This window comes from Pseudoalteromonas sp. 2CM32C, assembly GCF_023161925.1.
Classification (GTDB): domain Bacteria; phylum Pseudomonadota; class Gammaproteobacteria; order Enterobacterales; family Alteromonadaceae; genus Pseudoalteromonas; species Pseudoalteromonas marina.
This window is the reverse complement of the sequence record NZ_JALNTI010000006.1, coordinates 87074-108035: the sequence shown is the minus strand read 5'-3', so window position 1 is coordinate 108035 and position 20962 is coordinate 87074. Positions and strand designations below refer to the sequence as shown.

General features: G+C 39.2%; 15 protein-coding genes and 2 pseudogenes. 8 read left to right on the top strand and 9 right to left on the bottom strand.

Annotated elements, in window-relative coordinates:
• Positions 1-7: 7 nt before the first annotated feature.
• Positions 8-1022, bottom strand: a pseudogene (locus MTF67_RS12505) (IS3 family transposase).
• A 1074-nt stretch (positions 1023-2096) separates the two neighbouring features.
• On the opposite strand from MTF67_RS12505, the gene MTF67_RS12500 reads away from it, so the two are divergent.
• The 3 genes from MTF67_RS12500 to MTF67_RS12490 all read left to right on the top strand — a co-directional run bounded on the left by MTF67_RS12500 (position 2097) and on the right by MTF67_RS12490 (position 4098).
• Entirely contained in the window at positions 2097-2498 is a 402-nt protein-coding gene (locus MTF67_RS12500; protein WP_096801186.1) for a hypothetical protein, read from the top strand.
• A gap of 121 nt (positions 2499-2619) precedes the next feature.
• Positions 2620-3195 carry a hypothetical protein gene (locus MTF67_RS12495; protein WP_248519684.1) on the top strand — a complete coding sequence of 192 codons (576 nt, stop codon included), beginning with the start codon at positions 2620-2622 and terminating at the stop codon, positions 3193-3195.
• A 153-nt stretch (positions 3196-3348) separates the two neighbouring features.
• Positions 3349-4098 (top strand): hypothetical protein, encoded by a 750-nt coding sequence (locus MTF67_RS12490; RefSeq protein WP_039036775.1) that lies wholly within the window; start codon positions 3349-3351, stop codon positions 4096-4098.
• A 56-nt stretch (positions 4099-4154) separates the two neighbouring features.
• Here the strand turns inward: MTF67_RS12490 and MTF67_RS12485 are convergent.
• Both MTF67_RS12485 and MTF67_RS12480 read right to left on the bottom strand, forming a co-directional pair.
• Positions 4155-5412, bottom strand: a pseudogene (locus tag MTF67_RS12485) (IS110 family transposase).
• 554 nt (positions 5413-5966) lie between these two features.
• Positions 5967-6230 (bottom strand): YkgJ family cysteine cluster protein, encoded by a 264-nt coding sequence (locus tag MTF67_RS12480; protein WP_033035838.1) that lies wholly within the window; start codon positions 6228-6230, stop codon positions 5967-5969.
• A 168-nt stretch (positions 6231-6398) separates the two neighbouring features.
• On the opposite strand from MTF67_RS12480, the gene MTF67_RS12475 reads away from it, so the two are divergent.
• The 4 genes from MTF67_RS12475 (at position 6399) to MTF67_RS12460 (ending at position 12028) form a co-directional block, all read left to right on the top strand.
• Complete coding sequence (locus tag MTF67_RS12475) at positions 6399-7580, top strand: efflux RND transporter periplasmic adaptor subunit (protein ID WP_248519683.1); 1182 nt, start codon at positions 6399-6401, stop codon at positions 7578-7580.
• Positions 7577-10726: an efflux RND transporter permease subunit gene (locus MTF67_RS12470; RefSeq protein WP_248519682.1), complete on the top strand. Its 3150-nt coding sequence runs from the start codon at positions 7577-7579 to the stop codon at positions 10724-10726. The genes MTF67_RS12475 and MTF67_RS12470 overlap by 4 nt, the downstream gene beginning before the upstream one ends.
• A gap of 139 nt (positions 10727-10865) precedes the next feature.
• Entirely contained in the window at positions 10866-11033 is a 168-nt protein-coding gene (locus MTF67_RS12465; protein WP_248519681.1) for a hypothetical protein, read from the top strand.
• 104 nt (positions 11034-11137) lie between these two features.
• Positions 11138-12028, top strand: coding sequence for a dienelactone hydrolase family protein (locus tag MTF67_RS12460; RefSeq protein ID WP_248519680.1), 891 nt, complete (start codon positions 11138-11140; stop codon positions 12026-12028).
• 80 nt (positions 12029-12108) lie between these two features.
• On the opposite strand, the gene rhlP is transcribed toward MTF67_RS12460, so the two are convergent.
• A complete protein-coding gene (gene rhlP, locus MTF67_RS12455; protein WP_248519679.1) occupies positions 12109-12939 on the bottom strand; it encodes a rhombotarget lipoprotein in 831 nt (276 codons plus the stop codon).
• 12 nt (positions 12940-12951) lie between these two features.
• The gene (locus tag MTF67_RS12450; RefSeq protein ID WP_006792436.1) at positions 12952-13296 is read right to left on the bottom strand and encodes a hypothetical protein; all 345 of its coding nucleotides are present in this window, start codon (positions 13294-13296) and stop codon (positions 12952-12954) included.
• A gap of 267 nt (positions 13297-13563) precedes the next feature.
• Between MTF67_RS12450 and MTF67_RS12445 the strand changes: the two genes are divergently transcribed.
• Positions 13564-15072: an OmpA family protein gene (locus MTF67_RS12445; RefSeq protein WP_248519678.1), complete on the top strand. Its 1509-nt coding sequence runs from the start codon at positions 13564-13566 to the stop codon at positions 15070-15072.
• A 61-nt stretch (positions 15073-15133) separates the two neighbouring features.
• Here the strand turns inward: MTF67_RS12445 and MTF67_RS12440 are convergent, their stop codons facing one another.
• From MTF67_RS12440 to carB, 4 genes are all read right to left on the bottom strand, one after another.
• Positions 15134-15718, bottom strand: coding sequence for a class I SAM-dependent methyltransferase (locus tag MTF67_RS12440; protein WP_248519677.1), 585 nt, complete (start codon positions 15716-15718; stop codon positions 15134-15136).
• A 316-nt stretch (positions 15719-16034) separates the two neighbouring features.
• A complete protein-coding gene (locus MTF67_RS12435) occupies positions 16035-17078 on the bottom strand; it encodes a S66 peptidase family protein (RefSeq protein WP_248519676.1) in 1044 nt (347 codons plus the stop codon).
• Between the two features lie 132 nt (positions 17079-17210).
• Positions 17211-17687: a transcription elongation factor GreA gene (gene greA / locus MTF67_RS12430; RefSeq protein ID WP_006792433.1), complete on the bottom strand. Its 477-nt coding sequence runs from the start codon at positions 17685-17687 to the stop codon at positions 17211-17213.
• 47 nt (positions 17688-17734) lie between these two features.
• On the bottom strand, positions 17735-20953 hold the full coding sequence (gene carB / locus MTF67_RS12425) for a carbamoyl-phosphate synthase large subunit (protein WP_006792432.1): 3219 nt from the start codon (positions 20951-20953) through the stop codon (positions 17735-17737).
• Positions 20954-20962: the final 9 nt, after the last annotated feature.

Below are 20962 nucleotides of genomic sequence, written 5' to 3'. Positions count from 1 at the left end.
GCTTTCACTAGACAGTTTTTAACTCAGAATAATAAGCTTCTTCAAACTTAGCGGGTGAAACACCGCCTGTATGTGAGTGGCGCTTTTTTGGATCGTAAAACATTTCTATAAATTGAATATCTCAGTTTTCGCATCTTCGCGTGTCGAGTATATCTTACGCTTAACTATTCGCTTTTTAATTGTCGCAAAAAAGCTTTCAGCAACCGCATTAGAATAACAGTTCCCAGCGCGGCTCATTGAAGGCACAAGATTATGTTCTTTCATAAATACGAAATAGTCAGCGCTACCGTATTGACTGCTTTGATCACTTAACACCATTACCTCAGCCTCCGGTTGATGTTGATATAAAGCCATCAAAAGTGCGTTTTTAACAAGCTGCTTATTCATATTTTTATTCATCGACAACCCACAATACGTCGAGAAAATAAATCCATCACTGTTGCCACATATAAAAAACCTTCTTTGGTTCTTATGTAAGTTATGTCGCTTACCCACTATTAATTCGGCGCTGGCGGGTTATATTGACGTGCTAATAAGTTATCTGCAATCCGCGATGTCTCACCACCTTTAATATGGCGACACTTATACCCTATTTGCGCTTTAAGCTGATGTTGTCGAATGATCTTAGGAACACAGTTTACGCTGCATAGCTTAAGGCTTCACGCAAGTCTGAATGTATCCAAGGGCTACCATACGTGCCGCCCTGGCCACATAAAAACCACTGCGATGCAGCTTAAAAAGGCGGCACATCATCGTAATGGAAAACTCATTTTGATGATCACGAATGAAGCCTTACTTTACTCGGGGTTGCTGGCAAAGTACCTTGCAGCCTTTTTTAAAATATCCCATTCCTCCGTGACACGTTTCAATTGCGCTTCTAAATTAGCGATATTCAATTTTTCATCAGATGATTGAACGGACTTAGATTTATCTGGTAACTGGATCCGACAGTGATATAACGTTTTGGTATAAATATCTAATCGTTCAGCGACTTCCGCAACTGAATATCCATGCTGTGTCATTTGTTTAACAGCCGCTTCTTTAAACTCTTGGGTATAACGCTTGACTTTGCCCAAAGAACACCTCTTTTTAGAAGTTACAATTTAACTCATTAAGTGTCTAGCAAACTTTGGGAATTCCAATTGCCTTTTACTTTTTATGTAATGCCTTAACCCAATCATGAATTGATTCAGTTGAGTGAGAAATTACGCTGAACGCCCGAGACTCTTCGTCTTTAACCTACACACAAATATCATGTTTTTTATCAGCTCAATCAAGGCCAACATATGCAGAAAAGTTACCATTTTTAGTATTCATTCCAAATCTCCGATTATTGAAATTTGTTATGCATTCTTTACTCTTCGAAAGAAATATAGATAGCGTTTGTAAGGCAAACCCTGAGTATTCGTTTTGTGTAAAGTAACTCATTACTCCGAAAGAAAAGCGGTGATCATTAAATGATGCTGGCCCAATATTCGTAAGTAATGAGCTCAAAACCCCAACAATTCAAAGTATAGATTATTAAGGTACAAAGACTATAAATGCCACATATGCGAATATCCGATTTGAGCAAAATCTAAAAATTAAATTTGAAATAATAATTATGATTTATTCAATTAATCTTTGCTCTAAAAGCGCAGCGCCTCATACCCTCTTTGTGAATCGTTCACTTTAGTTGGGCTAACCCATCAAGTTGAAAGTATTCGTTTTATTCTGGCAAAGACAAATAATATTGCACAAAGGGAAATGAATAAGAAAAAACGTAAACCAACTATTGCTTATAATTAATCTGTACTAGCTCATATCTCACCTTAGAGTTTAAGGAAGTAGATTTAGACTTCATCTGACAGACAGCGATAAGCGGTGGTTAACAGTTACTTTTCAATTTCGTCAAAGTATATTGCTTGCATAGTCAGGAAAACGACCTAATCGCTCGTTTTTACTTAAGGGCAAAAACCAGAACTACTATACTTTAGTAGTTCTGGCAAATAGTTAAGAAGTTTGTTACAAATGAGTAATTCAGAAAAACGAGCGACGTGGTGGTAGAAGAACGCGCGATTCGCTCGCTATAAACATGTTAGTTGCCAAGGAAGATTATGCGTTCGATTCTAACTTTTTTACTCTTCATCATTTGTTTCCCTGCATTGGCATGCAGACCAGCGCCTTTTGATTTTGAAAAGGAAGTAGCTGAGGCTGACGTTGTTGCAATTGCTTATGTCACAGGTATCTTTGCCGCAGAAGCAGAGGCTGGTTTGCTAAATGATAATGAAGAAAACGAATTAATTGAATTTCGCATTTCTGTACCAGTTCAAAAAAGTGTTAGATTAATTACAGAGCGATCGCTAAAAGGGGTTGCTAATAAAATTTACCAATCCAGTGCAAGTTGTTCGTTTTCTGAGGGCTTAATGGAAAGGGTCGTTCTTTTCAAAAAAGGTTCTAATGTCTGGGTTAGAGAATTGGATGACAATGTAATTAAAGCAATCGAAAATTTAGAGTAATTGGCAACTAACAAGCTAATTAATAAGGACAAAAAACAGTTGGCTGTTTTCGTTTCTCAACATTTCAGCCAACAATTTTTTGCCCATTATTAGGGCGTTATACACCTAAGGAAAGTTTGGCATGAAGCTGACCATTATTTCACTAATCACTTTGTTTTTACTCGGCTGTGCTGCGGCAAGAGTTCCATATACAAGCGATCCTATGACTAAACTAAATTACGCATATCAACTAATGGGAACGCAGGGGCGAGGTTTAGCGGCTGAAAAGCTTGGATTAGAGGCGCTCGCTGATCTTGAAAAATCAAAAAATATTTATGGTGTGGCTGAAGCTCATACTTTCTTAGGGTTGTTTTATAAAAATAGAAGCTACCGCGAACACAAAGACTTTTATATAAAACACAATGAATATGATCCTACGGCATCTAAATCAATTAAACACTTTGAGTTAGCCGCTAAAGCATTTGAAGAGGATGGAGATTATTGGGGTGTTTCAAAAGCTTTATTTTCTATGGGCAATGCCTACGTTACAGATAATAGTTATGTAAATGGTTGTATAAAATATAAAGAGTCATTGTCTATATACAATAGCGATAAAAATGTATTCATAGGTCGTACTCATCCACACAATCCAGCATATAAATCGTTTGATGCAATGATTGAGGCTTTCATTGCAAAACATTGTGAAAGCGGTGTATAACAAGTCGCTCAAAAGGACAAAAAACAGTTGGTTTTTGCTCCTGCGTCGCTTATTTTAACCAACTATCTTGTGCCTCTTAGCGAGGCGTTAGCAGTAAAAGGTGTAATCATCTTATATTGCAACGAGTAACTTTTATTTAAATCGGAGAATTAAATGAAATATAAAGGGTATTGGCTCTTAATTTTTATTTTTGCTTTATTGATATCATTATTGCTAGGGTTGGCTCCATATGCACTCTATCATTTGGGATTTATTAATCCTGCAGATCAAAATGTTATTAAAGTCGTAGCTCCTGTTGGGGGAATGTTCGGACCTGCCAGTGCTTTTTTCTCTGGTTTCGCGTTAATCGCCGTAATAATAAGTATCCAGCAGCAACGCGAAGCATTAAGAATACAAGCGGAGGAATTAGAGTTAACAAGGAAAGAGATAGTTGACTCTACGCAGGCACAACAAGAAATGGCTACGCACCAGAAAAACGCTATTAGTCTTGAAGTGATTATGCCTTTTATGAACGAAATATCTTCTTCTGAAATGCGCAATTCGATTATTACGTTAACAAAGTTTGGAAAAAAAGATAACTTTGATGAAATATATTTTGCATTACTTCAAAAAAACAAGGCTGACCAACTTCAAGGTAGGGAATTAGAAGAGTTTGAGTCGATCGATAACTCTAGAAGAAAGTTTGTTGGTCTATTTCACAAAATGCAAAGACTATCTGCTACAGGAGTAGTTGACCATGAAATTGTGAGAGTTGTTTTAGGGCCCGACAGCTGCTGGATTTTATTGAACATTATAGAACCTCTAGACGCAAAAATTCGCCCAAACTACTCTACTACTACATTCGATTTTGCTAGTGACCTTTATACTCCCGATGTTATTGAATCAGAAGGGAAACATGACTAATAATACTGCTAACAAGTGACTAAGGTAATGAGTGGCCGCTTCACGCCCTGAGGCATTCAACAAGCTTTTTCTACCACTAAAAGAGGAGAACCTTTCTCTTTTAGTGCTTTTAAATATTTTGATTCATCATAAGCTTTTCCTGTTTTCCAGCACCTAAATAAGATCCTTACCCATTTATAGGCCAGCGCTCTTATTGCCGATTGGTGTGAATTACCTTTCGCTTTTTGCTGTGCGTAATAAATGCCCGCCCAATAAGATTGCCCTACGCTTTTGGAAGCCCACTCTATAAAGCTCTGACGGACAAATTTAGAACATTGCCAGCGCCAATGTACCCAGCTCTTTTGACCACTACGCTTTGTAACTGGCGATAAGCCTGCATAGTTTTGTATTTCTTGTGCGCTACTAAAACGAGATTTATCTTCCCCTAAAGCAGCTAAAAGCCTAGGAGCAAGGCAAGGGCCTGTACCGGGAAGTGAAGCAAATATTGAGGCGTCATCCATACTGGTAAAAATTGAGTTTATTTGTGAGTCATACTCTCGAATATTGTTAATTAATACCAACATCTGTTTAGTCAATGCGATGACAAACGTTTGATAAGGTATAATTAAAGATTCGTCGTTAGTAAGAGGAATTGCCTCCTTTATAGATGCAATGCGTTCTGCGGTCTTCTTAACAGTGGGCCCTCCTCTGGAGTTTAACAGTTTGGCAACTGTATTTGTTCTAACGCGTTTCAATTCATTTAAGTTTGGGAATTTAATTAGAAAATTACAAAATAGCTCTGTATCTCTATGTGGAAACCACTCTAAGGGCTGTGTATAATATTGCTTTAGAGCATTAATGATTCGGTTCGCATGCCTACGTTTGTCGTCTACAAGTAATCGACGTTGTTCGACAAAAAGGGCTAATGTTCTTGTTTTCTCGCTGCTTGGTTTGAGGGGGGGTAATCTTCTTTGGATAATTGAACATCATATCTAATGCTAATTCAGCGTCTGAAGGATCATCTTTTGAACCGCTAGGAAACATAGCTTGTCTGTATCGAGCAAGGGTTAATCCATGAATAGGATAAACTGTAACAAAGCTATATTTTTGCAAGGCATATACTATAGGTCCTTTATTTAACTCAACTGCAACAGCAATATTGCCTTTTACTTTTTTATGTAATCCCTCAACCCAATCATGAATTGATTCAGGTGTGTGATAAATTACGCTGAACGCCCGAGACTCTTCGTCTTTAACCTGCACACAAATATCATGTTTTTTATCTGCCCAATCAAGGCCAACATATGCAGAAAAGTTATCATTTTTAGTATTCATGCCAAATCTCCGATTATTGAAATTTGTTATGCATTCTTTACTCTTCGAAAGAAATATAGACAGCGTTTGTAAGGCAAGCCCTGAGTATTCGTTTTGAGTAAAGTAACTCAATACTTCGAAAGAAAAGCGGTGATCATTAAATGATGATGGCACAATATTCGTAAGTAAAGAGCACATAACCTCAACAATTCAAAGTATAGATTATTAAGGTTCAAAGACTATACATGGCACGTATGCGACTGTCAGATTTGATCATAATAAAAAAATTAAATCTGATAGGTTAGTTAAGACTTATTCAATTAGCCTTTGCTCTAAAAGCGAAGCGCCTCTTACCCTCTTTGTGAATCGTTCACTTAATGGTTTCATCCATCAAGTTAAACGTATTCGTTTTATTCTGGTAAAGAAAAAACATATGGCACAAAGAGAAATGAATGAGGAAAATAAAAGCCAAAAGACTTTAAGCTAATGACTACTCTAAAAGCGCAGCTTTTAATAACTTAAAAAAGTTACTCGGTAGTAGTTAAATGTAACTATGTGTGTATTGAACACACCAACTAAGTTAATTGTTCAAGCTCCGTGATAAGCGCAAGAGCCTCTGCATTAGTTGACCCACACACATCAACTGTGGCACTAAAATCACTGCATACTTTTGGTCGAGACTCATCACCAAATAACTTACATAAATTGCGCTCATCTAGCTGAATACAACGTTCTCCGGCCTTTTTGCCATTTGGCATACCCGGTATTGGCGAGCTAATACTTGGCGCAATGCAACATGCACCGCAGCCCAATCGACACGCCATTGGCTCTGTTTTCATAACACCCTCAGTTTAAATTAACCACATATTTAACAATACAGACTCCTTTTTAGAGCCAAATATTTATTTGTAATACACATATGTAATGCTTTGTTACATCTTCAAACGCCTTGTAAACACTTTATTGCGTATTATTGCCCTATCACCACTTTTATGAAGGAATGCCTTGTGGCTACTAAAAAACAAATTGTTCTTCCAATCGCAGTTTTAGCTGCCGGAATTGCACTGGCAATTGGCTTTTCAAATATGAAAACCCCGCCTGAAGAAAAACCAGCGCAAGATACTCGTCCACTGGTTGCTGCGCAAACAGTCAACATTGATGCAATAACACTCGACGTAAAATCGTACGGGGTTGTAAAACCTAAGGACCGTACCGAGCTAGTTGCACAAGTAAGTGGCCAAGTTATTTCCGTAGCAGATGAATTTGTTGAAGGTGCATTTGTAAAACAAGGCGACATATTAGCACGAATTGATCCAAATGATTACGAAGCCGATTTTATTGAAGCACAAGCAGGCCTTGCTCAAGCAAGTTCAGCCCTTGAAATAGAACGCGCCCAAGCACATGTAGCAAAAGCTGAATGGGAACGTATTAAATCAGACTCAAGTGACTCAACTGCATCAGAGCTTTATTTACGTAAACCGCAATTAGCCGAAAAGCTAGCGCGTTACCGCTCTGCTCAAGCCAGTGTTAAACGTGCAAAGCGTAACCTTGAACGCACTTATATAAAAGCCCCATACGACGCTATTATTAATGCACGCACAATAAGCTTAGGCTCTGTAGTAAACCCGGGCAGTAGCTTTGGCGCACTAAGTGCCACATCGGTGGCTGAAGTACGTTTACCTGTAGCCGATAGCGAAATGCAATACCTAGCCAATGGAGGCATTGGTGCTACTGTTACCCTTAATGCTGAATTTGCCGGCAAGCAAACGTCTTGGCAGGCCGAAGTTGTTCGAAGCGAAGGGGTAATAGATCAAGTAAGCCGCATGAGTTATTTAGTTGCGCAACTGCCAACGCCATACGCCGATAACACTAAACCACTACGTTTTGGTTCATACATTAATGCAACCATTGAGGGCAGAGCCCTTGATAACGCAATTATTGTCCCGCATCACCTTGTTAAAGATAAACAAATTGCCATTTTAAACGCGAACAATACTCTAAGCTTTAAAACACTAAATATTGTTCGTGAACAAGATGGCATGGTAATAGCCGATCAAGGATTACAATTTGGCGAACAGTTAATTACCTCAGCACTAGAATACCCAAGCGAAGGAATGGCTGTTAAAACAGATGAAGATGACGAACAAGGCGAAGTAACACAGCTTGCTCTTAAAGAGGACACCTTATGAGTACCTCTGAAAAGGGCCTAATTGCCTGGTTTGCTCGTAACCCTGTTGCAGCAAATTTAATCATGATTTTTATTCTTGTTGGCGGTTTATTAACAGCCTTAACGATTCGTAAGCAAGCATTTCCGCAATTTGAAAGTAACTGGGTGAGTGTTCAAGCCGTTTACCCTGGCGCCGCACCGCAAGAGGTTGAAGAAGGCATTACAATAAAAATTGAAGAAAACCTAGAGGGATTAGAGGGCATTAAACGCTTTATAACTTACTCTAATCGCGGCTACGCACAAGCATGGATTGAAATTGAAGAAAAATACGACCTTCAAGAAGCTTTAGACGAGATAAAAGCCCAAGTAGATTCTATAAACTCGTTTCCTGCGGGTATGGAAAGGCCAATAATTCAGCGCGATAAGTTTCAACAAGAAGTGATGTTTATTGCGCTATATGGGGATATGACCTATGCCCAACTAAAAGAACTAGGTACCGATTTAGAAGATGAATTACTCGCTTTACCTGGTGTTAATTTAGTCAGTTTTTTTAGCGGCTTAAATTATGAAATAGGCATTGAGATTAGCCCCGACAAACTGCGTGAATACGGGCTTACCTTTAGAGATGTATCAAACGCTGTAAGAAACTTTTCAACTAATATGTCGGCTGGCCAAATCCGTTCAGATAACGGGTATATTTCTATGCGTGTTGAAAAACAAGCATATAAAGGCAATGAGTTTGAGCAGTTGCCTTTAATTACCCTTGCTGATGGCGCACAAATATATTTAGGCGATGTAGCCACCATTAACGATGGTTTTGAAGAAGGCTTATTATATTCAAAGTACAATGGTAAAAATTCGTTAATGTTTGATATTGCAGCATCTAAAGATCAAGACATTACCGACGTTGCCAAAGTACTTAAAAATTACATGGCCGAAAAAGAATCTAAATTACCACAAGGCGTAAAACTAACCCCTATGGTTGATTTAACCTACTACCTGCAAGGTCGTCTCGATATGATGATCGATAACATGGTATGGGGTGGTGTTTTAGTTATGCTGGTATTGGCATTATTTTTACCGCTTAGATTAGCATTTTGGGTAATGATGGGTTTACCGGTTTCTTTTTTGGGTGCCTTTTTGTTCATGCCGATAGGCTTTTTAGATATCACCATTAATATGGTGTCGCTGTTTGCCTTTATAATTGTACTCGGTATTGTGGTGGACGATGCAATTGTTGTGGGCGAATCGGCCAGTGCCGAAATAGAAAAACACGGCCACTCACTCGATAACGTAATCCGTGGTGTTAAACGTGTTGCAATGCCCGCTACATTTGGCGTACTCACCACCATTGCTGCTTTTTTACCACAAGCTATGGCATCAGGCCCAGGCGCAGCATTTTCTAAAGCGATTGGTGTCGTTATTATCCTGTGTTTGATTTTTTCGTTAATTGAATCAAAACTTATTTTACCGGCTCATATTGCCGCAATGAACCCACGTAAACCTAATCCTAAAAACCCATTGCACAAGGTGCGTATGGTTGTTGATAAAGGCCTTAAATCGTTTGTTCAAAATTACTACACGCCTTTCATAGGGCACTGTATTCATTATCGCTATACCGTAATTATTGGGTTTATATGTATTTTAATTATGAGCGCAGGCATGTTTGCAGGCGGTTTAGTTAAATTTGTACCAAACCCTAAAATACAACATGACTTTCCGCGTGTGGTTGTAGAAATGAATCTTGAATCATCAGAGCAAGCAACACTTGAAACAGCTAAAAAAATTGAAGCGGTACTTCTTAGTGTAGATGAAGAGCTTGAAGCACAATACGGTCAAAAAATGATTCGTGACCTTTCGGTAAGCCTTCGTGGCCGTACCACCGCACAATTAATGGCTGTGCTCATTGAACCTGATAAACGCCCTATTGATACCTTCACTCTTAGCTCATTATGGCGTGAAAAAATGCCACCATTGCCGGGCGTTAAAACGTTGACCATTGAAGATAACTTATTTGGCGGCGGACGAGATGACGGCGACGTAAGTTTTAGACTGCAAGGTAAAGATACCGAGAAACTAAAAGAAGTTGCTTCGTTATTAAAAACTAAATTACAAAGCATGGAAGGCGTAGGCGATGTTAACGACTCACTACAAAGCGCTACCGATGAAGTACAACTTGATTTAAAACCACTTGCATACAGCATGGGATTGACCCTTGCAGACGTTGCATCGCAAGTAAGCTTTAGTTACTACGGTTTAGAAGCACAACGTATTTTACGTGAAGGCGAAGAGATCAGAGTGATGATCCGCTACCCTGAAAACGAACGTAACTCTATTAGTAACATACACAGCACACGTATTATCACGCCAACAGGTGTTGAAGTGCCGTTAAGTGAAGTTGCACAAATCAACATTGTAGATGGTGTAAACAGAATCCGCCGTGAAAACGCAAACAGAACAGTTAATGTATGGGCAGCCATTAATACTGATAAAGTTGAACCTTTTGCCATTGTAAAAGAAATCACTGACGAGTATTTACCAACCCTTTTACAAAATTACCCAGGTGTTACCAGTAATGTCGCTGGTCGAGTGCAAGAGGAAATGGAAAGCGCTGATGAGCAATTACGTGATTTTGCAATTTCACTAATGATTATATTTGCATTATTAGCCATTCCGCTTCGCTCATACTCACAACCATTGATCATTATGTCGGTTATTCCATTTGGTGTGGTCGGTGCAATGTTTGGGCATATGGTATTAGGAATGACCATGAGCGGCCTTTCAATGTTTGGCATCATTGCAGTAGCCGGTATTGTAGTTAACGACTCTCTCGTTATGGTTGATTTTGTAAATAAAGCGCGTGCTGAAGGTGTACCTATAAAAGAAGCGGTTATGCAAGCGGGAGCTCGTCGTTTTAGAGCTATATTGCTAACCTCAGTGACCACCTTTATTGGCGTGTTACCTATTATTATGGAAACGAGTTTACAGGCACAAATTGTAATACCTATGGCAGTATCACTCGCCTTTGGTGTTCTATTTGCCACCGTGATTACGCTTATTCTTATACCGTGTCAGTATGTCGCACTTGAAGATACAAAACGAATGATTCGTAAGTGGCGTGGTAAACACCCTATTGTCGATGGCCAACCAACAACGACCAATAGCTAATTAAGTAAAACCCCAACCAAAAAAGCTCGGCAACATGCCGAGCTTTTTATTTATAGTTAAAAATAACCTTCAATTATTTGCTAACTTCCCCTTTTCACTGGTATTTTGACTCTCAGTTTACTTTCTTAAAGGATTAACCATGGGTACATTTCAACTTATTTTATTTATCATATTTGCAGTACTAACCATTGTTGGATACAGAAAAAATAACCGTAATTTAATGTTATTGGGTGCCATTGTTGTAGCGTTTGCCTTTGTAGGATTAGATTTTATGATGGGGGTTGATCATAGCCTGTCTGCTTATTAATAGTTAACGGCAAAAATACACTAAATAGTAAAATTAGTGCTCGTTTTTTATACCCGATACGTTTAGGTACTTAATATTAAAAAGCATAACAATTAAGGAAAACCATGAATTCATCTCAAATAGATCACATTCCTCAAGAAGCGTTTGATTGGTACGACGAATATGCCCATGGTTTAATGGACCGTCGCACTTTTATGAAAAAACTAGGTGGCCTTGCAGCACTAGGGATTTCAATGAGTGTGCTCACCAGCGCGCTTTTACCTAACTACGCACTTGCAGAGCAAGTCTCGTTTAACGATGACGATATTAAAGCTACCTACGAGGAATTTGATTCGCCAAACGGGCATGGTAAGGGTAAAGGTTATTTAGCGGTGCCTAGCAAAATTGAACGTAAACTGCCGGTTGTATTAGTTATTCACGAAAACCGTGGTTTAAACCCTTACATAAAAGATGTAGCAAGGCGCTTAGCCAAAAAAGGATTTATTGCTTTTGCCCCCGATGTACTTTTCCCGCTTGGTGGCTATCCGGGTAATGATGATGAGGGACGTGCAATGCAACGCACGATGGACAGAGCTAAAATTCAAAACGACTTTGTAGCCGCCGCTCAATTTTTAAAAGCCCACCCTAGCAGCAACGGCAAATTAGGCGCCGTAGGCTTTTGTTTTGGGGGTTATATTGTTAACTACTTAGCCGCAGTTGATAGTGACTTACTCAGCGCGGGCGTGCCCTTTTATGGCACACCTGCAAGTGAAAGCTTACACAAAAATATTAAAGCCCCTTTAATGATTCAATTAGGTGAACTTGATAAACGCGTTAACGCCACATGGCCTGAGTATGAAAAAAGCTTAAAAGCTAACAATGTTGAGTACACTATGCACATGTATGAAGGCGCTAATCATGGTTTTCATAACGACTCTACTGGGCGTTATGATGAGCAAAAAGCAGAGCTTGCTTGGCAGCGTACCTTAGCGTTTTTTAATGAAAAATTAAGCTAAACACCATCAAAAAACGCCGCATAAGTTGAATAATGTGGCGTTTTAAATTTAATTATTTAGCGACTTAACTATGTAGATGTTTAGTTATTTACATATCTGCGCTTTAAAAGAAGTAGCGATATAAAAACCAGAATAAACACACTAAACGCCCCAGCACTGCTTGAGCCATCTTTATTCTCTATTTTTGCTATTTTTTCTTCTTTAACCCGCGTTTTAAAGCGTGCTAATTCCGCATCTAAATTTAGGCTCATATCGGTAACCGCTAAATTAAACCCCTCAAGTGACTTTTCATTGAGCGTTTCGTCAATACCAATAGCAGTGGTTCTTTTTTCAAGCTTACTGATACCAGGTGCTCTAAAAAGCATTTTTTTACTTTTTATATCAAAAACAGCAGTGTCGACGAAGGTTTGAATCGTATTTTCGTTACCGGGAATAACGTACATACCTACAATGGTCCAATATAATAATGCGGCGTTATTTTCATAGGTTTGCGTTACTTGATCGTAAGAAACCAATGCCATCACGTCTACATCGTACAGTCGCCCTACTTGTTCAAGCGCTGAAAACCCTTCCCCACCTTTAAGGTACGTACTTGGAATCACTTCTATGCGGTCAATGTAATCGTACTGCAAAAACGATTTTTTAACTTTTTCGAGCAACTCTACCTCATTTTGACTTTCAATACCGTTTGCTTGCCACTCTTTAGACGGCACAAATGAAATACCCACTGTAACGGGTAATTTCAACACCGGAATTTCTGGTTTATACGTAGCACGGCTATCTTCGTTTGGATAAAGAAAGTCAACCAAACTGCTAGAACGCGTATTTTTACCTGCATTATTACTCACAAGCGCACTACATGAGGTCAGAACAAAAACCATCAAAATGACAAAAAACGTATTTTTTTTCATTATTATTCCTTTTTAATTAAATTCAGTTATGTGTAAAAGCTCGCCTGATGGTCCCCATAAATAAATCACTTTACCCCACGGCTCTTGTTTTATTCCTTCAAAGCGAATATCAAAGTTAGTGAGCTTACTAATAATGTCAAAGGCTTCATTTATGTTTAATACGCACACTTGCAGCATTAAATTTTCAGCAAATTCTTGGTTGTAGTAACGCTGTAAAAAGAGGCTGCATTCACCTGATGTTGCAATACTTAAATCAGCTGATGCCTGCTCAACATTAAAGCCCAGCGCCTGATAAAATGCACACGATTGTTGATAGTTTTTACACGGCACAAACACTCTGATGTCATCTATTTTCATTGTTTTCCTTTTATTATTTAGGTGCGGAAGGCTCAATAACTTATTTATGTAAGTGACTTTAATAAGGTTCTCATTTTTCTGAGCAATCGTCATCAAATAAACGTAAACCAAAACAGCTTATTAATGCTTTAGTTTTCAAACCGCCGTTCTCTGTATTTTGTGTTGATAAAAAAATAAATGAAGCAAAACTATAAGTTAAGTAGGATGACTTTAAAAATCAGCTGTTTTATAGTCGCGGAATACTTTCAATATAAAAAGGAAATTTTAATGAAAAATATAAATAAATTAGTCATCATTTTCACTTGTTGCTTAAGTGCATTTTATATTCACGCTAAGCCGTTTCTTTCACCTTATCCTGGTGCAAAATTACAAAATAAAGTGGTACTAGAAGGTGAACAAACTCGCCTTGTTACACAGTTTAATCGCAATGAAACAAAGGCCAAACAATTTACTTTTGACTCATTTATTGGCTTTGCGAGCCATTACTCTTACGATATAAAAAATGTGGCTTCTTTAAAGGTCACCAAAAACTATCAAGAAGCACTTAATAAAGCCGGCTTTACTATTAACTATATGTGTTCGCTAGATGAATGTTACTCAGGTGATAGATACAAAGATGAGAAGCGGTTAGGCGAAAAATCTAGCTATTTTAACCTTGGTAGTGCATTTAGAAACCCCTATTATATATTCGCAACCAAAGGCACTGACAAACTTGAGGCTGCTGTTGCTCTTTATGTAGGGCAATATAAAAATGAAACGGGTGTGCAGTTAACCACTATAGATATAAAAGAGATTGAAACCGGCTTAATAACCGCCGATCTCAGTGCACTTAAAACAACAACACATAAAAATAGTAATAAAGCCCCAAGAAAAGATAAAAAAGGAACTCAAGATCACCCGTTGCTGAGTCGTTATCCAGGTAGTTATATTGAGGATTTTAAGCAAGTAGACTACGAAGAATTTAACATTCCTGTGGGTGTTGTAGATAAAAAAACAAAACAGATCCCAACACTTGATGTGATTGGCGACATAACTCAGATTACTTATGTGGTAAATAACGTATCCTCTCTTAAAATTTACCACAACTATGTTGGCGCATTAGTTAAAGAGGGGTTTGAAACTGTATTTTCGTGCCAAAAAAGCTCATGTAGTAAAAATACTAATAAAAGAAAAATCAGAGAAGATATAAATCAATTAGGTGATGTTTTAGCGGTTAAATTAATTTATAACTACTCAAGGCAACCTCGCTATCAGGTTATGAAAAAAACGCTTAATGAACAAACGACTTACGCTGCATTTTTTATAGGGAATTATCAAGGCCATTCACGTATTCAACTCGTGGTTATGCAAACCACTCCATTGCAAACTGGTTTAATCGAAACTAATAGCGACAAAGTACTAGAGCAGTTAGCGCAAAAAGGAAAAGCATCAATATACGGTGTGCAATTTGATTATGATAAAGCCAGTATTAAACCAGAGTCTAAGCAGGCTTTAGATACCATTGCACAAGTATTAGATAAAAATAAACAGCTGAGCTTATATGTAGTTGGGCACACAGACGATAAAGGGTCAGCTGAATATAATTTAAACCTTTCTAAGCGCCGGGCTGATGCTGTTGTTAAGGCGCTAATAACTAATTATGGCGTGTCAAAATCAAGACTGCTCGCTCATGGCGCAGGCCCATATTCACCGGTTGCCACAAACAATAACGAATTAGGGCGTGAGCTTAATCGCCGAGTTGAATTGGTTGAGAAATTATCAGATAAGAAAAATTAGCCTTTGTTTAAACCATAAAAATAAAGGGCGCTATAACAAGCGCCCTAAACTTATATAACATTTATTTTTTAGCTATAGCCTGCAAGACCGATGCTAAACCGGTGTGATACGAGCCCTCAAACACTTCTCGTTTTAATTCTTCTAAATGTACAAAACTAAGCCCTATTAAGTCATCCTCTAAATCGCTTTTTGAGGTTTTAGTATCTGCATCTGGGCCGCCGCCGGTATTATAGTTTACTTGCTCTGGTGTATAGGCCTCGAGTAAAAATACTCCATCTGGCTTTAAACCTTTTACAGCACGTTTATATACCGCAGAGCGAACTGCGCTCGGTAAAGGGCAATAAATAGAGACGACTGCATCCCATATTTCTTTTCCAAAATCAAATTCTGCTAAATCAACATGTATCAGTTCAATGTTTACGCAATGCTCTTTTGCAAGTTTTGCTGCTTTTTCAAGGCCTACTTTCGAGCCATCAACCGCAGTAACCTCATAACCCATTTTTGCTAAAAATACCGCATTTCGGCCCTCGCCTTCGGCTAAGCTTATAACTCTGCCTTTAGGTAATTGTTTGTATTGCTGGGCTAAAAAATCGTTTGGCTCTTTGCCATAAGCGTATTGTTGAGTGTTATACCTTTCATCCCACATAACTACTCCTTAGCTAAAATTGTTTACACGTTCTGCATAAATTGCATTTTAGTTGCTTAATAATTCCACGAATAACGCGGGCAGTAAATAGGAAATCGTTCCTCTAAGATCAAGGTTTATCTTAGAGGCACATTTAGCCATAGTAGGGTTTATTAAATTATAGTGATCGCATCAGTTTAACCTAACTAGCGATGTGAGAAGTGAAAAAAATAGCTTAGTGACGGAGTCTCCTGCCTAAAAAGTATGAGTAATGAGCGTCCGTAATGTTCAATTAAAGATTCCTTTTCAACTATACATTAGATATAAAACTTAATAATTAACACAGCTTAGTGCTTAGCGATGCCTTAATCACTTTGCCTTCATTTATGTCTGCGTTAATCGTACAGCTTGCACCATTAATTAAGTTTAAATTAGGTGCAACATGGCCAATATCAGCATCAAACAGTACGGGGAAAATACATTTACCAAGTGCTAATTCTATTGCTTGGTAATAATCAATCTGCTTATGGGGGCTATCAATAACGGCACTGCGACCAAGTATAATACCGTTTACATCAGTAAGTACGCCATTTAGTTTTAAGGCAATGAGACTACGTGCTACGGCTGTTGGGCTTAACTCCGCGTTTTCTAGAAACAGCACAAGGCCCTCTGGGGCATACTCTTGTTTAAAGCGATGTAAATCGAGGTAAGGCGAGCCAAGCAACAAATTTAGCGTGTCTAAACAACCGCCAAAAAGCCGGCCTGTTATTTCTAATTTACGCGCATCGTTGTAATTTAAGCATTGCCATTGCGTTGGCTCAGTAAGTTCAAACAACGCATCAGGGTCGCTCTCATAATTAATTAATTTACTTTGGTATGATGCTGAAGGTACTTGTTCAAATTGCTCGCCTTTGGTGAGCGCTAAAGCGTGAAAAACTTTTACACAATTATGATCTGTTTCATTTGGATGTAGCTGCATTAAATTAGCAGTATGAAGGGTTGCCCAACCACATCGAGAAGTGAGCACACATGCTAATGTACTAACATCAGAGAACCCCACTAACCACTTAGGTTTAGCCGTTTTCACTATGTTAAAGTCAATATATTGCAAAACGTCTAGGGCAAGCTCTCCACCCCATGGGGGCATAATTGCCGCTATATTATCGTCGGTAAGAAAGTGCATTAGCTCTAAAGCTCGCTCTTTAGCGCTGATATTTTGCCTTACACTGTCACCTTCAATTACTTTATACCCTTGCGACTTTAAACCATTTAGCACAGTGTCTAATCGTGTTTGAAAGTGATTATCAACACCTGAAGAAAACGCACAAATTGCAATATTATCATTAGGTTTAAGTGGCTCAGGAAAATTAATTAAGGACATCAGTACTCTCAATCATTAGGATATAGTCAACCTAACGTACCCAATAAAGTAAACAAAGTCGAGATTATTAAAGGCATAAAAAAACCGATGTAATCACATCGGCTTTTATGTAAACGCTAAAGTGAGGATATATTAAAGGTACTCAACTTCAATGATTTCGTATTCAACGTCGCCCTTTGGTGTTTTAATGGTGACTGCATCATCCATTTGCTTACCAATCAAACCACGTGCTATAGGTGAGTTAACAGAAATTAAGTTATTTTTAATATCTGCCTCATCATCGCCAACTATTTGGTATTTAACTTCGGCATCAGTCTCTACATTAACAATAGTTACTGTGGTACCAAAAATAACCTTACCTGTGTTAGGCATTTTAGTTACGTCGATTATTTGAACATTTGAAAGTTTAGCTTCAATTTCTTGAATACGACCTTCACAAAAACCCTGTTGCTCACGCGCAGCGTGGTACTCAGCGTTTTCTTTTAAGTCACCGTGTTCACGCGCATCAGCAATATCAGCGATGATTTTAGGACGGGTAACTGTTTTTAATTCGTTAAGCTCTTTACGCAGTAAATCTGCGCCACGAACTGTCATCGGAATTGTTTGCATATTTTCTCACTTAACACCAAGGCCTAATTAGGCCTTGGTACATTTCCTTAGTTCAATCGCAGGTGTAGCTCTTGAACTGACGCCACTTTACTGCGGTCATCTGCTTTGTTAGCAGTACAGTTAGCGAATGCCGCGTTCAAGGTAGTCGTATAGTTGGTTTTATTTTGCAATGCACCACGACGTAACACCTTCGAATCTTCGATCGCTTGGCGACCTTCGGTGGTATTAACGATATAGCTGTATTCTTTATTCTTAATGTAATCAAGAATATGTGGACGACCTTCGTAAACTTTATTTACGCGACGAACGTTAATACCCGCTTCTTCAAGCGCTTTGGCTGTGCCACCTGTTGCGTCTAATTCAAAACCTAACTCAGTCATGATTTTAGCTAATTCAACAATACGTGACTTATCGCTATTACGAACAGATAATAACGCGCGACCACCGCGTGGTAAAGTATTGCTTGCACCTAATTGTGCTTTTGCGAATGCTTCGGCGAAAGTATCACCAACACCCATTACTTCACCTGTTGAGCGCATTTCAGGGCCACGGATAGGGTCTACACCTTGGAACTTAGCAAACGGTAAAACCACTTCTTTAACGCTGTAGTAAGGAGGGATAATTTCTTTAGTAATGCCTTGGCTCGCTAAAGATTGGCCCGCCATACAACGTGCAGCTACTTTTGCAAGTGCAACGCCGGTGGCTTTAGATACAAATGGAACCGTACGCGCAGCACGTGGGTTAACTTCAATCAAATACACTTTGCCATCTTTTACTGCAAACTGTGTATTCATTAAGCCTACAACACCCAGTTCAAGAGCCATATCGGTTACTTGCTTGCGCATTACATCTTGCACTTCTTGCGATAAAGAATGTGCTGGTAATGAACAGGCAGAGTCACCAGAGTGAACACCAGCTTGCTCAATGTGTTCCATAATACCGCCAATGATTACTTGCTCGCCGTCACATATTGCGTCAACGTCAACTTCAATTGCGTTATCTAAGAAGTGGTCTAATAAAACAGGCGCTTCATTTGAGGCTTGAACTGCTTCGGTCATGTAACGACGTAAATCGTCCTCGTCGTATACAATTTCCATTGCACGGCCACCTAATACATAAGATGGGCGAACAACCAGCGGGAAACCAATTTCAGCTGATTTTAAAATAGCTTCTTCAGTTGATGTAACCGTTGCGTTTTCTGGCTGTAGTAGGTCTAAACGCTCTACTAACTGTTGGAAGCGCTCACGGTCTTCTGCACGGTCAATTGCATCTGGCGAAGTACCAATTACTGGCACGCCATTGGCTTCTAGCTCACGTGCTAGTTTAAGTGGTGTTTGTCCACCGTATTGAACAATAACACCTTTTGGCTTTTCAACACGTACAATTTCTAGTACGTCTTCAAGTGTAATTGGCTCAAAGTAAAGTCGGTCAGATGTATCGTAATCGGTAGATACGGTTTCAGGGTTACAGTTAACCATGATGGTTTCGTAACCGTCGTCACGAAGTGCAAGCGCAGCATGTACACAACAGTAATCAAATTCAATACCTTGGCCGATACGGTTAGGACCGCCACCAATAACCATGATTTTATCTTTGTCTGTTGGATTTGCTTCACACTCTTCATCATACGATGAGTACATGTAAGCGGTGTCTGAACTAAATTCTGCAGCACACGTATCTACACGCTTGTACACTGGCACAATATTTAGCTGATGACGTTTTTTACGAATTTCAGCTTCTGACACACCCGCAATTTCAGCAATACGCGGGTCGGCAAAGCCTTTACGCTTAAGCTTGCGTAAAAAATCTGCATTAAGGCCAGCCATTCCGCCTTCAGCGATTCTTGCCTCATCTTTTAAAATGTCTTCAATTTGAACCAAGAACCAGCGGTTAACTTTAGTCAGCTCGTAAACATCTTCAACGCTCATACCGTGTCGCATTGCATCTGCAATGTACCAAATACGCTCAGCACCTGGCTCACGTAATTCACGGATGATTTTTTCTTTTGCCTTAGGGTCATCAAGTGCAACAATTGGATTAAAACCTGTTGCGCCAACTTCAAGACCGCGTAATGCTTTGTGTAATGACTCTTGTTGGTTACGACCAATTGCCATTACTTCGCCCACTGATTTCATTTGCGTGGTTAAACGGTCGTTAGCACCGGCAAATTTCTCAAAGTTAAAGCGAGGTATTTTAGTTACAACGTAATCAATTGAAGGCTCAAAAGAGGCTGGTGTTTTACCGCCAGTGATATCGTTTTGAAGTTCGTCAAGCGTGTAGCCTACTGCAAGTTTTGCTGCAATTTTAGCAATTGGGAAACCCGTTGCTTTAGAGGCTAGTGCCGATGAGCGCGATACACGTGGGTTCATCTCAATGATAACCATACGGCCATCTTTAGGGTTAATACCAAATTGTACGTTAGAGCCACCGGTTTCAACACCAATTTCACGCAGTACTGCCATAGAGGCATTACGCATAATTTGGTATTCTTTGTCGGTTAACGTTTGCGCTGGTGCAACAGTGATTGAATCACCTGTGTGCACGCCCATTGGGTCAAAGTTTTCAATAGTACAAACAATAATACAGTTGTCTTTTTTGTCACGAACAACTTCTGTTTCGTACTCTTTCCAACCAATCAGTGATTCATCAATTAGTAATTCGTTAGTAGGTGACAGGTCTAAACCACGCTCACAAATTTCTTCAAACTCTTCCATGTTGTAAGCAACACCGCCACCGGTGCCACCCATGGTGAAAGAAGGACGAATGATACACGGTAAGCCTATGCGGCTCATTGTATCTTTAGCTTCTTCCATTGAGTGTGCTATCTCTGCACGAGGACACTCAAGACCAATATTTTTCATTGCAGTGTCAAAGCGTTCACGGTTTTCGGCTTTGTCTATTGCATCAGCTGTTGCGCCAATTAACTCTACGCCATGCTTAGCCAATACACCGTGCTTGTCTAAATCAAGTGCACAGTTTAATGCTGTTTGGCCGCCCATTGTAGGCAGGACTGCATCTGGCTTTTCTTTTTCAATAATTTTTTCTACTACTTCCCAGTGAATTGGTTCGATGTATGTTGCATCAGCCATTTCTGGGTCGGTCATAATCGTTGCTGGGTTTGAGTTAACAAGGATAACTCTATAGCCTTCTTCTCTGAGTGCTTTACACGCTTGTGCACCAGAGTAGTCAAATTCACAAGCTTGACCAATAACAATTGGGCCTGCGCCTAAGATAAGAATGCTTTTTATGTCGGTACGTTTTGGCATTATTACTCC